The organism is Salmonella sp. K21076 (genome assembly GCF_039650795.1).
GTDB classification, from domain to species: domain Bacteria; phylum Pseudomonadota; class Gammaproteobacteria; order Enterobacterales; family Enterobacteriaceae; genus Salmonella; species Salmonella enterica.
Map to the genome: position 1 here is coordinate 128,011 of NZ_JBCLYA010000044.1, position 14,865 is coordinate 142,875.

13 protein-coding genes and 1 pseudogene are annotated in these 14,865 nt (G+C 45.0%); 12 read left to right on the forward strand and 2 right to left on the reverse strand.

Going from position 1 to position 14,865, the window contains the following annotated elements:
• Positions 1-4 precede the first annotated feature (4 nt).
• The 12 genes and pseudogenes from spaQ to sptP all read left to right on the forward strand — a co-directional run bounded on the left by spaQ (position 5) and on the right by sptP (position 11,569).
• A complete protein-coding gene (gene spaQ / locus AAYN39_RS12320; protein ID WP_000342503.1) occupies positions 5-265 on the forward strand; it encodes an SPI-1 type III secretion system export apparatus protein SpaQ in 261 nt (86 codons plus the stop codon).
• Positions 266-268: 3 nt separating this feature from the next.
• Entirely contained in the window at positions 269-1,060 is a 792-nt protein-coding gene (gene spaR, locus AAYN39_RS12325; protein ID WP_000964941.1) for an SPI-1 type III secretion system export apparatus protein SpaR, read from the forward strand.
• Positions 1,047-2,117 carry an SPI-1 type III secretion system export apparatus protein SpaS gene (gene spaS / locus AAYN39_RS12330; RefSeq protein WP_000097721.1) on the forward strand — a complete coding sequence of 357 codons (1,071 nt, stop codon included), beginning with the start codon at positions 1,047-1,049 and terminating at the stop codon, positions 2,115-2,117. Before spaR ends, spaS begins: the two co-directional genes overlap by 14 nt.
• 137 nt (positions 2,118-2,254) lie before the next feature.
• The gene (gene sicA / locus AAYN39_RS12335; RefSeq protein ID WP_000386309.1) at positions 2,255-2,752 is read left to right on the forward strand and encodes a SycD/LcrH family type III secretion system chaperone SicA; all 498 of its coding nucleotides are present in this window, start codon (positions 2,255-2,257) and stop codon (positions 2,750-2,752) included.
• 2 nt (positions 2,753-2,754) lie between these two features.
• Complete coding sequence (gene sipB, locus AAYN39_RS12340) at positions 2,755-4,536, forward strand: SPI-1 type III secretion system needle tip complex protein SipB (RefSeq protein ID WP_000245782.1); 1,782 nt, start codon at positions 2,755-2,757, stop codon at positions 4,534-4,536.
• A gap of 27 nt (positions 4,537-4,563) precedes the next feature.
• Entirely contained in the window at positions 4,564-5,793 is a 1,230-nt protein-coding gene (gene sipC / locus AAYN39_RS12345; RefSeq protein WP_000909023.1) for an SPI-1 type III secretion system needle tip complex protein SipC, read from the forward strand.
• 69 nt (positions 5,794-5,862) lie between these two features.
• Positions 5,863-6,885, forward strand: coding sequence for an SPI-1 type III secretion system needle tip complex protein SipD (gene sipD, locus AAYN39_RS12350; RefSeq protein ID WP_000932243.1), 1,023 nt, complete (start codon positions 5,863-5,865; stop codon positions 6,883-6,885).
• Positions 6,886-6,903: 18 nt separating this feature from the next.
• The gene (sipA, locus tag AAYN39_RS12355) at positions 6,904-8,961 is read left to right on the forward strand and encodes an SPI-1 type III secretion system effector SipA (protein ID WP_000258814.1); all 2,058 of its coding nucleotides are present in this window, start codon (positions 6,904-6,906) and stop codon (positions 8,959-8,961) included.
• 18 nt (positions 8,962-8,979) lie between these two features.
• Entirely contained in the window at positions 8,980-9,228 is a 249-nt protein-coding gene (locus tag AAYN39_RS12360; protein ID WP_001055579.1) for an acyl carrier protein, read from the forward strand.
• 43 nt (positions 9,229-9,271) lie between these two features.
• A complete protein-coding gene (locus AAYN39_RS12365) occupies positions 9,272-9,532 on the forward strand; it encodes a hypothetical protein (RefSeq protein WP_000692253.1) in 261 nt (86 codons plus the stop codon).
• Between the two features lie 26 nt (positions 9,533-9,558).
• Entirely contained in the window at positions 9,559-9,951 is a 393-nt protein-coding gene (sicP, locus tag AAYN39_RS12370) for a chaperone SicP (protein WP_001147850.1), read from the forward strand.
• Positions 9,938-11,569 (forward strand): annotated as a pseudogene (gene sptP, locus AAYN39_RS12375) (SPI-1 type III secretion system effector GTPase-activating protein SptP). The gene sicP and the pseudogene sptP overlap by 14 nt, the downstream one beginning before the upstream one ends.
• Positions 11,570-11,622: 53 nt before the next feature.
• Here the strand turns inward: sptP and iagB are convergent.
• The gene (gene iagB / locus AAYN39_RS12380; RefSeq protein WP_000558926.1) at positions 11,623-12,105 is read right to left on the reverse strand and encodes an SPI-1 type III secretion system invasion protein IagB; all 483 of its coding nucleotides are present in this window, start codon (positions 12,103-12,105) and stop codon (positions 11,623-11,625) included.
• 17 nt (positions 12,106-12,122) lie between these two features.
• Positions 12,123-13,784, reverse strand: a complete 1,662-nt coding sequence (hilA, locus tag AAYN39_RS12385) for a transcriptional regulator HilA (RefSeq protein ID WP_001120092.1) — start codon at positions 13,782-13,784, stop codon at positions 12,123-12,125.
• Positions 13,785-14,865 lie beyond the last annotated feature (1,081 nt).

Sequence of the window (14,865 nt, forward strand, 5' to 3'; positions counted from 1 at the left end):
TTAAATGGATGATTTAGTGTTTGCAGGTAATAAGGCGCTCTATCTTGTTTTGATCCTGTCAGGGTGGCCGACGATTGTCGCAACGATTATCGGCCTCCTGGTAGGGTTATTCCAGACGGTAACGCAATTACAGGAACAGACGCTGCCTTTTGGCATTAAATTACTTGGCGTGTGTTTATGCTTGTTTTTACTGTCTGGCTGGTATGGCGAAGTTTTACTCTCTTACGGGCGTCAGGTGATATTCCTGGCGTTGGCTAAGGGGTAAAAAATGCTTTACGCGTTGTACTTTGAAATTCATCACCTGGTTGCGTCTGCGGCACTAGGGTTTGCTCGCGTAGCGCCGATTTTTTTCTTCCTGCCGTTTTTGAATAGCGGGGTATTAAGCGGCGCGCCGAGAAACGCCATTATCATCCTGGTGGCATTGGGAGTATGGCCGCATGCATTGAACGAGGCGCCGCCGTTTTTATCGGTGGCGATGATCCCGTTAGTTCTGCAAGAAGCGGCGGTAGGCGTCATGCTGGGCTGTCTGCTGTCATGGCCTTTTTGGGTTATGCATGCGCTGGGTTGTATTATCGATAACCAGCGAGGGGCAACGCTAAGTAGCAGTATCGATCCGGCAAACGGTATTGATACCTCGGAAATGGCTAATTTCCTGAATATGTTTGCCGCTGTCGTTTATTTACAAAACGGCGGTCTGGTCACGATGGTTGACGTGTTAAATAAAAGCTATCAGCTATGCGATCCGATGAACGAGTGCACGCCTTCATTACCGCCGCTATTAACGTTTATTAATCAGGTGGCTCAAAACGCCTTGGTTCTGGCCAGTCCGGTGGTATTAGTGCTGTTGCTGTCAGAAGTATTCCTGGGTTTATTGTCGCGCTTTGCTCCGCAAATGAACGCTTTTGCGATTTCACTGACGGTAAAAAGCGGCATTGCCGTTTTAATTATGCTGCTTTATTTCTCTCCGGTACTACCGGACAATGTACCGCGACTCTCTTTCCAGGCCACAGGGTTAAGCAGTTGGTTTTACGAGCGAGGGGCGACGCATGTCCTCGAATAAAACAGAAAAACCGACTAAAAAACGGCTGGAAGACTCCGCTAAAAAAGGCCAGTCATTTAAAAGTAAAGATCTCATTATCGCCTGTCTGACGCTGGGAGGAATTGCCTATCTGGTGTCGTATGGCTCATTTAATGAGTTTATGGGGATAATTAAGATCATTATTGCGGATAATTTTGATCAGAGCATGGCTGATTACAGTTTGGCCGTTTTTGGGATAGGATTAAAATATCTGATTCCATTTATGCTGCTCTGTTTAGTGTGTTCCGCATTACCGGCGTTATTACAGGCCGGTTTCGTGCTGGCGACAGAAGCATTAAAACCTAATTTATCGGCGTTAAACCCGGTAGAAGGGGCGAAAAAACTTTTTAGTATGCGCACGGTTAAAGATACGGTCAAAACCCTACTGTATCTCTCATCCTTTGTGGTGGCCGCCATCATTTGCTGGAAGAAATATAAGGTTGAAATCTTTTCTCAGTTAAATGGCAATGTTGTGGATATTGCCGTCATTTGGCGTGAACTTCTCCTCGCATTGGTATTAACTTGCCTTGCTTGCGCATTGATTGTCTTATTATTGGATGCTATTGCGGAATATTTCCTGACCATGAAAGATATGAAAATGGATAAGGAAGAAGTGAAGCGTGAAATGAAGGAGCAGGAAGGGAACCCAGAGGTTAAATCTAAAAGACGTGAAGTTCATATGGAAATTCTGTCTGAACAGGTGAAATCCGATATTGAAAACTCACGCCTGATTGTTGCCAACCCCACGCATATTACGATCGGGATTTATTTTAAACCCGAATTGATGCCGATTCCGATGATCTCGGTGTATGAAACGAATCAGCGCGCACTGGCCGTCCGCGCCTATGCGGAGAAGGTTGGCGTACCTGTGATCGTCGATATCAAACTGGCGCGCAGTCTTTTCAAAACCCATCGCCGTTATGATCTGGTGAGTCTGGAAGAAATTGATGAAGTTTTACGTCTTCTGGTTTGGCTGGAAGAGGTAGAAAACGCGGGCAAAGACGTTATTCAGCCACAAGAAAACGAGGTACGGCATTGAGCCGCGTAAAGCAGTAGCGATGTATTCATTGGGAGTTTTTTGAATGTTCACTAACCACCGTCGGGGTTTAATAACTGCATCAGATAAACGCAGTCGTTAAGTTCTACAAAGTCGGTGACAGATAACAGGAGTAAGTAATGGATTATCAAAATAATGTCAGCGAAGAACGTGTTGCGGAAATGATTTGGGATGCCGTTAGTGAAGGCGCCACGCTAAAAGACGTTCACGGGATCCCTCAAGATATGATGGACGGTTTATATGCTCATGCTTATGAGTTTTATAACCAGGGACGACTGGATGAAGCTGAGACATTCTTTCGTTTCTTATGCATTTATGATTTTTACAATCCCGATTACACCATGGGACTGGCGGCGGTATGCCAACTGAAAAAACAATTTCAGAAAGCATGTGACCTTTATGCAGTAGCGTTTACGTTACTTAAAAATGATTATCGCCCCGTTTTTTTTACCGGGCAGTGTCAATTATTAATGCGTAAGGCGGCAAAAGCCAGACAGTGTTTTGAACTTGTCAATGAACGTACTGAAGATGAGTCTCTGCGGGCAAAAGCGTTGGTCTATCTGGAGGCGCTAAAAACGGCGGAGACAGAGCAGCACAGTGAACAAGAAAAGGAATAATTATGGTAAATGACGCAAGTAGCATTAGCCGTAGCGGATATACCCAAAATCCGCGCCTCGCTGAGGCGGCTTTTGAAGGCGTTCGTAAGAACACGGACTTTTTAAAAGCGGCGGATAAAGCTTTTAAAGATGTGGTGGCAACGAAAGCGGGCGACCTTAAAGCCGGAACAAAGTCCGGCGAGAGCGCTATTAATACGGTGGGTCTAAAGCCGCCTACGGACGCCGCCCGGGAAAAACTCTCCAGCGAAGGGCAATTGACATTACTGCTTGGCAAGTTAATGACACTACTGGGCGATGTTTCGCTGTCTCAACTGGAGTCTCGTCTGGCGGTATGGCAGGCGATGATTGAGTCACAAAAAGAGATGGGGATTCAGGTATCGAAAGAATTCCAGACGGCTCTGGGAGAGGCTCAGGAGGCGACGGATCTCTATGAAGCCAGCATCAAAAAGACGGATACCGCCAAGAGTGTTTATGACGCTGCGGCCAAAAAACTGACGCAGGCGCAAAATAAATTGCAATCGCTGGACCCAGCTGACCCCGGCTATGCACAAGCTGAAGCCGCGGTAGAACAGGCCGGAAAAGAAGCGACAGAGGCGAAAGAGGCCTTAGATAAGGCCACGGATGCGACGGTTAAAGCAGGCACAGACGCCAAAGCGAAAGCCGAGAAAGCGGATAACATTCTGACCAAATTCCAGGGAACGGCTAATGCCGCCTCTCAGAATCAGGTTTCCCAGGGTGAGCAGGATAATCTGTCAAATGTCGCCCGCCTCACTATGCTCATGGCCATGTTTATTGAGATTGTGGGCAAAAATACGGAAGAAAGCCTGCAAAACGATCTTGCGCTTTTCAACGCCTTGCAGGAAGGGCGTCAGGCGGAGATGGAAAAGAAATCGGCTGAATTCCAGGAAGAGACGCGCAAAGCCGAGGAAACGAACCGCATTATGGGATGTATCGGGAAAGTCCTCGGCGCGCTGCTAACCATTGTCAGCGTTGTGGCCGCTGTTTTTACCGGTGGGGCGAGTCTGGCGCTGGCTGCGGTGGGACTTGCGGTAATGGTGGCCGATGAAATTGTGAAGGCGGCGACGGGGGTGTCGTTTATTCAGCAGGCGCTAAACCCGATTATGGAGCATGTGCTGAAGCCGTTAATGGAGCTGATTGGCAAGGCGATTACCAAAGCGCTGGAAGGATTAGGCGTCGATAAGAAAACGGCAGAGATGGCAGGCAGCATTGTTGGTGCGATTGTCGCCGCTATTGCCATGGTAGCGGTCATTGTGGTGGTCGCAGTTGTCGGGAAAGGCGCGGCGGCGAAACTGGGTAACGCGCTGAGCAAAATGATGGGCGAAACGATTAAGAAGTTGGTGCCTAACGTGCTGAAACAGTTGGCACAAAACGGCAGCAAACTCTTTACCCAGGGGATGCAACGTATTACTAGCGGCCTGGGTAATGTGGGTAGCAAGATGGGCCTGCAAACGAATGCCTTAAGTAAAGAGCTGGTAGGTAATACCCTAAATAAAGTGGCGTTGGGCATGGAAGTCACGAATACCGCAGCCCAGTCAGCCGGTGGGGTTGCCGAGGGGGTATTTATTAAAAATGCCAGCGAGGCGCTTGCTGATTTTATGCTCGCCCGTTTTGCCATGGATCAGATTCAGCAGTGGCTTAAACAATCCGTAGAAATATTTGGTGAAAACCAGAAGGTAACGGCGGAACTGCAAAAAGCCATGTCTTCTGCGGTACAGCAAAATGCGGATGCTTCGCGTTTTATTCTGCGCCAGAGTCGCGCATAAAAACTGCCAAAATAAAGGGAGAAAAATATGTTAATTAGTAATGTGGGAATAAATCCCGCCGCTTATTTAAATAATCATTCTGTTGAGAATAGTTCACAGACAGCTTCGCAATCCGTTAGCGCTAAAGATATTCTGAATAGTATTGGTATTAGCAGCAGTAAAGTCAGTGACCTGGGGTTGAGTCCTACACTGAGCGCGCCTGCGCCAGGGGTATTAACGCAAACCCCCGGAACGATCACGTCCTTTTTAAAAGCCAGTATTCAAAATACCGACATGAATCAGGATTTGAATGCCCTGGCAAATAATGTCACGACTAAAGCGAATGAGGTTGTGCAAACCCAGTTACGCGAGCAGCAGGCAGAAGTCGGAAAGTTTTTTGATATTAGCGGAATGTCTTCCAGTGCCGTTGCGCTGTTGGCTGCCGCGAATACGTTAATGCTGACGTTGAACCAGGCTGATAGCAAACTGTCTGGTAAGTTGTCATTAGTCAGTTTTGATGCAGCTAAAACGACGGCAAGCTCCATGATGCGCGAAGGGATGAATGCGTTGTCCGGTAGTATTTCCCAGAGCGCGCTTCAGTTGGGGATCACTGGCGTGGGCGCCAAACTGGAATATAAGGGGCTGCAGAATGAAAGAGGCGCGCTTAAACATAATGCCGCGAAGATCGATAAACTGACCACTGAAAGCCACAGTATTAAAAACGTGCTGAACGGGCAGAATAGCGTCAAACTTGGTGCTGAAGGCGTCGATTCTCTGAAATCGTTAAATATGAAGAAAACCGGTACCGATGCGACGAAAAATCTTAATGATGCGACGCTTAAATCTAATGCCGGAACCAGCGCCACGGAAAGTCTGGGTATTAAAAACAGTAATAAACAAATCTCCCCTGAACATCAGGCTATTCTGTCGAAACGTCTTGAGTCTGTCGAATCCGATATTCGTCTTGAGCAGAATACCATGGATATGACCCGAATCGATGCGCGCAAGATGCAGATGACGGGCGATCTGATTATGAAGAACTCAGTCACGGTCGGTGGTATTGCAGGGGCGTCCAGGCAGTACGCCGCTACTCAGGAACGTTCCGAGCAGCAAATTAGCCAGGTGAATAACCGGGTTGCCAGCACCGCATCGGACGAAGCCCGTGAAAGTTCACGTAAATCGACCAGCCTGATTCAGGAAATGCTGAAAACAATGGAGAGCATTAACCAGTCGAAAGCATCCGCACTCGCTGCTATCGCAGGCAATATTCGCGCTTAATCTGACAGATCAACTATACGCCATCAGGGGGGGATTTAATCGCCCTCCTGATGGCGAACTGGGGATATTATGCTTAATATTCAAAATTATTCCGCTTCTCCTCATCCGGGGATCGTTGCCGAACGGCCGCAGACTCCTTCGGCGAGCGAGCACGCCGAGATTGCCGTGGTACCGTCTACCACAGAACATCGCGGCACAGATATCATTTCATTATCGCAGGCGGCTACTAAAATCCAGCAGGCACAGCAGACGCTGCAGTCAACGCCACCGATTTCTGAAGAGAATAATGACGAGCGCACGCTGGCGCGCCAACAGTTGACCAGCAGCCTGAATGCGCTGGCGAAGTCCGGCGTGTCATTATCCGCAGAACAAAATGAGAACCTGCGGAGCACGTTTTCTGCGCCGACGTCGGCCTTATTTAGCGCTTCGCCTATGGCGCAGCCGAGAACAACCATTTCTGATGCTGAGATTTGGGATATGGTTTCCCAAAATATATCGGCGATAGGTGACAGCTACCTGGGCGTTTATGAAAACGTTGTCGCAGTCTATACCGATTTTTATCAGGCCTTCAGTGATATTCTTTCCAAAATGGGAGGCTGGTTATCGCCTGGTAAGGATGGAAATACCATTAAGCTAAATGTTGACTCACTTAAAAGTGAAATAAGTAGTTTAATTAATAAATACACTCAAATAAATAAAAATACGATTTTATTTCCCTCGCAAACTGGCAGCGGAATGACAACAGCAACGAAAGCGGAAGCTGAGCAGTGGATTAAAGAATTGAATTTACCGGACAGCTGTCTAAAGGCGTCTGGTTCTGGTTATGTCGTACTGGTGGATACGGGGCCACTGAGCAAAATGGTTAGCGATCTTAATGGAATAGGATCGGGTTCAGCCCTTGAACTGGATAACGCCAAATATCAAGCCTGGCAGTCGGGTTTTAAAGCACAGGAAGAAAATCTGAAAACCACATTACAGACGCTGACGCAAAAATATAGCAATGCCAATTCATTGTACGACAACCTGGTAAAAGTGCTGAGCAGTACGATAAGTAGCAGCCTGGAAACCGCCAAAAGCTTCCTGCAAGGATAACAGAAGAGGATATTAATAATGGTTACAAGTGTAAGAACTCAGCCCCCCGTCATAATGCCAGGTATGCAGACCGAGATCAAAACGCAGGCCACGAATCTTGCGGCGAATCTTTCCGCGGTCAGAGAAAGTGCCACAGCAACGCTGTCAGGGGAAATTAAAGGCCAGCAACTGGAAGATTTTCCCGCGCTGATCAAACAGGCGAGTCTGGATGCGTTGTTTAAATGCGGGAAAGACGCCGAGGCGTTAAAAGAAGTTTTTACCAATTCAAATAATGTCGCCGGTAAGAAAGCGATAATGGAGTTTGCCGGCCTCTTTCGTTCAGCGCTCAACGCCACCAGTGATTCTCCTGAGGCGAAGACGCTACTGATGAAGGTGGGGGCAGAGTATACCGCGCAAATCATAAAAGATGGCCTGAAAGAAAAGTCAGCTTTTGGGCCATGGCTGCCAGAAACAAAGAAAGCGGAAGCGAAGCTGGAAAACCTGGAAAAGCAGCTGTTAGATATCATCAAAAATAACACTGGCGGTGAATTAAGTAAATTATCGACGAATCTTGTTATGCAGGAGGTGATGCCCTATATTGCCAGCTGCATTGAACATAACTTTGGCTGTACGTTAGATCCGTTAACCCGCAGCAGTCTTACGCAGCTTGTTGACAAAGCGGCGGCGAAGGCGGTTGAGGCGCTTGATATGTGCCACCAAAAATTAACGCAAGAGCAGGGTACCAGCGTAGGACGGGAAGCCCGGCACCTTGAAATGCAAACGTTGATACCCCTGCTGCTACGTAATGTTTTTGCACAAATTCCTGCAGATAAACTGCCTGACCCTAAAATTCCGGAACCTGCGGCTGGACCAGTACCTGATGGTGGGAAAAAAGCAGAACCTACGGGTATTAATATCAATATTAATATTGATAGCAGTAACCATAGCGTGGATAACAGTAAGCATATTAACAATAGCCGAAGCCATGTCGATAATAGCCAGCGCCATATCGATAATAGCAACCATGATAATAGCCGGAAGACGATTGATAATAGCCGAACATTTATTGATAACAGCCAACGCCATGGCGAGTCACACCATTCGACTAACAGCAGCAACGTAAGTCATAGTCATTCGCGTGTGGATTCGACTACGCATCAAACGGAGACCGCACACAGCGCCAGCACAGGGACAATTGACCATGGCATCGCGGGTAAAATTGACGTCACGGCTCATGCGACGGCAGAGGCTGTGACCAACTCTTCATCCGAAAGTAAAGATGGAAAGGTGGTCACGTCAGAAAAGGGCACTACGGGTGAAACAACCTCTTTTGATGAAGTCGATGGCGTAACCAGCAAGAGCATTATCGGCAAGCCGTTACAGGCCACGGTGCACGGCGTTGATGATAATAAACAGCAAAGCCAGACGGCAGAGATTGTGAATGTGAAGCCGCTTGCCAGTCAACTGGCTGGCGTCGAGAATGTTAAAATCGATACCTTACAATCAGACTCGACGGTAATTACAGGTAATAAAGCCGGTACGACCGATAATGATAATAGCCAGACAGATAAGACTGGCCCATTTTCTGGTTTGAAGTTTAAGCAAAATAGTTTCCTCTCAACAGTACCGAGCGTTACGAATATGCATTCAATACATTTCAACGCCCGTGAGGCGTTTTTGGGTGTGATACGTAAAGCCCTGGAGCCGGATGCCTCTACACCGTTTCCTGTACGCAGAGCGTTTGACGGCTTGCGTGGGGAAATATTACCCAATGACACGATAAAGAGTGCAGCGTTGAAAGCGCAATGTAGCGATATTGACAAGCACCCAGAATTGAAAGCGAAAATGGAGACGCTCAAAGAGGTCATTACTCATCATCCACAAAAAGAAAAACTGGCTGAGATTGCATTGCAGTTTGCCAGAGAGGCGGGGTTGACCAGGCAAAAAGGGGAAACTGACTATGTGTTAAGTAATGTGCTGGACGGCCTTATCGGAGACGGTAGCTGGCGAGCTGGCCCGGCTTACGAGTCATACCTGAATAAACCTGGTGTGGATCGGGTTATTACTACCGTTGATGGCTTGCACATGCAGCGTTAATTAACTGGGAAAGATGCGATGAATATGGATATTGAAGCAAGAGTCAAAAAAGTGATCACCTCCTGTATTGCCGTTGATGTTGATAGTATCAATGGTCAGACCCATCTGGTTGAGGATCTTTACGCTGACTCATTGGATTTAATTGATATTGTATTTGGTCTTAGTGAGGAGTTTGACATTAGTTGTAATGAAAACGATCTTCCTGATATGACGACCTTTGCGGATATATGCCGTGTTGTTAAAAAAAGTCTTGAGTCCAGGGTGTAGTATTTTTCTCTCGCTCGACAACAATTGAACAAGATTAATTGTTATGAAAATCATCACACATGTAGTACCCGGTTCAGGCATGGCTGCAATATATGATGATATTGCTGACAGTTCGCGTTTTGTTATTAAAGGCAAGTTACGTCATGTTGAAAATGATCCGAAGGAACTGCTGATTTGTGTTCCGATGCGTAGTGAATGGCTATTCTACTGGATTAAAGGAGAGAAATATTGCGCTCGGCGATGGGCGCGAAAAAATATCAAGACATTGTGTAACCAGATTAAATTTGAAGAAGCAATCTTGTAAAAGATATAATTAAAGAGGAAAGTAAATTGCAAGCACACCAGGATATTATCGCTAATATTGGTGAGAAATTGGGTTTACCGCTCACTTTTGATGACAACAATCAGTGCTTATTACTACTCGATAGCGATATTTTTACGTCTATTGAAGCTAAAGATGATATCTGGTTATTGAACGGTATGATTATACCGCTATCGCCTGTTTGTGGCGATTCTATCTGGCGGCAGATTATGGTGATTAATGGTGAACTGGCTGCGAATAATGAAGGTACGTTAGCGTATATTGATGCCGCAGAGACGTTGTTGTTTATACATGCAATTACCGATCTGACAAATATTTATCATATCATATCGCAGCTTGAGTCATTTGTGAATAAGCAGGAAGCGCTCAAAAACATACTACAGGAATATGCTAAGGTATGATGAGAGGAAGTTGAATAATTTAACATTGTCTTCATTTTCAAAATCTGGCGTGTCGAGTGATACCCGGCTATATATTGCTAAGGAAAATACTGATAAGGCATATGTTGCGCCTGAAAAATTTTCGTCAAAAGTATTAACCTGGCTTGGAAAAATGCCCTTATTTAAAAACACTGAAGTGGTGCAAAAACACACGGAAAATATCAGAGTACAGAACCAAAAGATTTTACAGACATTTCTCCAGGCATTAACGGAAAAATATGGGGAAAAAGCGGTCAATAATGCTTTGTACATGTCCAGTATAAATATGAACAAACCCCTTACCCAACGTTTAGTAGTGCAGATCACGGAGTGTGTAAAAGGTGCTGACGGAGGGTTTATAAATCTTATTAAGAACAAGGATAATGTTGGTGTCATGAATGCCGCTTTAGTCATAAAAGGCGGCGATACAAAAGTGACAGAACAAAATAACGATGTTGGTGCAGAAAGTAAGCAACCTTTACTCGATATCGCGCTAAAGGGACTTAAGAGAACAATACCGTAACTGGAACAAATGGATGGAAATAGCCTGCGAGAAAACTTCCAGGAGATGGCTTCAGGTAACGGCCCGCTGCGTTCATTAATGACGAATTTACAGAGTTTAAATAAAATTCCAGAGGCTAAACAACTTAATGATTATGTTACAACGTTAAAAAATATTCAGATAGGAGCAGACAGGTTCTCACAATGGGGAACCTGTGGGGGAGAGGTTGAGAGGTGGATTGATAAAGCCTCTACTCATGAATTAACCCAAGCGGTAAAAAAAATTCACGTTATTGCTAAAGAACTGAAAAACGTTACAGCTGAACTTGAGAAAATAAAAGCCGGTGCGTCAATGCCACAGACGATGAGCGGACCGACACTGGGCCTGGCACGGTTTGCGGTCAGCAGCATTCCCATTAATCAGCAAACCCAGGTGAAACTGAGCGATGGAATGCCTGTGCCAGTGAATACGTTAACTTTTGACGGTAAGCCTGTGGCATTAGCCGGTTCGTGCCCAAAAAATACGCCGGATGCGCTGGAAGCGCATATGAAAATGCTTCTTGAAAAAGAATGTTCGTGCCTGGTGGTGTTAACGTCGGAAGATCAGATGCAGGCAAAACAATTACCAGCCTATTTCAGAGGGAGCTACACCTTTGGCGAGGTGCATACCAACAGCCAAAAAGTGAGCTCAGCCAGTCAGGGAGGAGCGATAGACCAATACAATATGCAACTGTCCTGCGGGGAAAAGCGGTATACAATCCCGGTATTGCATGTGAAAAATTGGCCAGATCACCAGCCGTTACCGTCTACTGATCAGTTAGAATACCTGGCGGATAGGGTGAAAAATAGTAACCAAAATGGCGCGCCGGGGCGTAGTTCATCAGATAAGCATTTACCGATGATTCATTGTCTGGGCGGAGTGGGAAGAACCGGAACGATGGCGGCGGCTCTTGTACTTAAGGATAATCCTCATAGTAATCTGGAGCAGGTACGTGCAGATTTCCGGAATTCACGGAACAATAGAATGCTGGAAGACGCCTCACAGTTTGTACAACTAAAAGCAATGCAAGCCCAGTTGCTTATGACGACGGCAAGCTGATAAAAACATAGCTTACTTTTAGAATTATCTGAAAGTAAGCTATTCCTGTATAATTATTTGTTTACCGCGATAGAAAGTCTTTTGTTTTTCTCTTCTGCTGACATCTCTTTTAATTTTCTGTAATTCTCCCAAATTTTTTTAGCATAACGTTTCCTTATATCCGATCGTTTCGGCGACGTCCCGGCATTATAAGCGCCAACGGCCTCCCAGCTAAAACCGTAGATTTTCATCATATCTGATAAAATGGATGCGCCCACAATGACAGAAATGCAGGGATCCTGTAACAACTGTTTTTCACTAATCCCCATTTTTTTCAGCCTTTTCATATGGAAGCTGTTAATTTGCATCAGGCCAAGATCGGTTGAACCATCTCGGTTATGACCAATGGCGCCAGGTTTCATCGCCGATTCCTGCTGGGCGATAGCGTAAAGTAGTTCGGATTCAATATTGAACATTTTTTCAGCCTGAAGCCAGCAATCAGCCCATGCCGTATTTATGCTAAGCAACCAGATTACGATGATAAAAAAATAATGCATATCTCCTCTCTCAGATTTTACCGTAATTTAATCAAGCGGGGATCCTGTTTCCATCTTTTGAACCAAATATTGTCTTCGTTTTTAAATTTATTCCACATTTTCTCGGCAATAGCTTCGCCGTGGGCAACCAGCACTAACGGTAATAATCCCGGATTATTATCTATACGCTGTTCACTTTCCAGAAATTCTCTTATCGTCGGTAAGGCACGCTCACTATTCTGACAATATTCAGCGTAAAGAAGATTAACAGCAATAAGTCCTGTTATTTCCTGCGTGGATATTTCTTTAGTTAATTTTCGTGCCAGTTCATGTTTACCTTTAAGCGAAAGAAACATAACCTGCATACTTAATAATATTGGATTATCCTGCAGGTGTTGTGAGCGTAATTCATCGCCTAAACGTATAGCATCATCAATACCGGTATGATAATAGGTAATCCACAGCTTAGTGATCCCTGCGGCTGCGCGCGTTGGGTCCAATTTTAAACACTCGTTAATCGTTTGTAAGGCCTCCTCCAACTGACCAGCCATGAAAAGATTCCAGCCATAATAATATTTAATATCTGCAGAAATGGGCGAAAGTAAGTTAGCTTGTTTGAATAGCAAACTCCCGACGATGTATTCTGAGTGAATCGTATTAATTAGCCCCAGTAATCCTAAAGCTTGTGGATTATTGTGGTCCAGCTCTGTCGCCTTAATCGCATGTTCTTTAGCTTTGATCATTGCGTTTTGTTTATCAAAAATCCCCATTTGCGCCATGCTGAGGTAGCATTCTGCCAGCGCACAGTAAGGCGCAATGCTGTTTGGCGACATATTAACGCATTGAGTCAGCAATTTAAGCGCTTGCTGTAAGCTATAGGGGGTGTATTGATTTAACTCATGCTTACCGCGTAAGTAGACCATGGTACTGTCAATCGAATTTAGCTCGCTAATTTGCTTTGTGTCCCAGCGAAGTCCGGGAATACATCTGAGCAAAAGATTCGCAATTTTGTTTTGCAAGAGAGAAGCGGGTTGGTGTTCTATCAACTTAATGCTTTCCTGGTGCAGCAGGTGATAACCTTTAACCCGAACTATCTCGATCTGTACAATATTATCATTACCATCGGGTATCATCTGCCCGGAGATATAATAATCGGGGCGTAATTGATCCATGAGCTCAAGAATATCCTTAACACTGCGGCAGTTCTTCGTAATGGTCACCGGCAGCACGCTCAGGCCAAAGGGCGCATACTGCGATAATCCCTTCACGATAGAGTAATGCAGACTCTCGGATTGAACCTGATCCTGCATCTGAAAAGGAAGTATCGCCAATGTATGAGTCGTAGGTTGCGGCGCTGGCGGAGACACCACTACGACCGGACGATTAAACCGATAACCCTGTCCGTACAGTGTTTCAATGTAACGATGCTCTTTATCTTCCGACAGAATACGTCGTAAGGCATAGATACAGCGGGTAAGAGATTCTTCGTTAACTTCCGCGTCGCCCCATACTTGGTCCAATAAGGTGTTTTTACTCACAATCTTGCCGGCGGCTTCGAGCAGGATGACCAGAACGGCATATTCTTTTGGCGGAATATTGACTTTCTTTTCTGAGCGTAGCAGGGAGCCGTCCATGTTGAGTATGAAATCATCAAAGACGAATTTTTTATTCGATACAGGAACAGGATTAAAATGTGGCATGATAATAGTGTATTCTCTTACAGGGTGAAAAGTTATAATAGCTAATACAAGTCGTTAGGATAGAATCTACTGTTTCAGTAATTCTGCTGCTAGTACTAACGGTCAGGTTGAGCTTTTATTATGAGCTTAATGTCATATTGTACGGGCTCGGGTTTATATGTTTTTAACATTTGATTATTTAGCTTATGCCTGTGCTTTAAATAACTGACATGTTGGTAATGATATTGTTATAACTAACCGTGATTGTCGAATGGACGCTGTCGTATATCCTGGTGCCGAGAGTCAGCGCCGGGCATCTAAATATTTACATATTTAACTTGGTCTCATTGCAATAGAGATTAGTTTTGTAGCTATCTTACTGCATTTTTTGGGGGTGTAAATGCTGCTTATTATATCTTCATGGTTAATGGTCTGATAATTACACCATCAGAACCATTTTTCTCGAAGATTTCCACTAAATGACCATTCGTTGAAAGTTTAAGAGTGTAATTTGTCTTAGGTGCCAAAATATAAATGCAAGACTGTTTTTAATGGTGCGCTTATTTTTATATTTTTTTGCAAAATAATGATATCGTCTTTTCTTTACTCCTTCAGCTATAGCGTCAAAAAGGCAGGGGTTTATGAGCAGTATCATCCTCAAGCTGGCCCCCAGGCATTATATCGATATCAGGATGAAGAGAAGATGTATGCCTGGCAGAAAGCTAACAAGCGTGACTGTTTCGGTGTAGACCGTTCAGGCAAATAGTTCTCAGAGGGAACGGATGATGTATAAATATGAATAAAATGCCGGCCTTAATCCATAGGGTTAAAGCCGGAAGGAGATAGTGTCATCTGGACGGATTCTTACGCTGTGAATAAGGCAATATCGGTTTACCAGTCATCATAGCGATGACAAGTTCACAAAAATCGTGTTATATAATCAGCCTTACTTTAAATTACCAGAGATATCAGTATAAGCTGTCTTCCGGACAGAACAATGATGTTGAATAGCCTCCCATCCTGATATAGCGTGTTAATGCACGGTCTGAATTTTAAATTATTAAAATTTTAATAAAAATCTTTACTTGAGTGACTGATACAA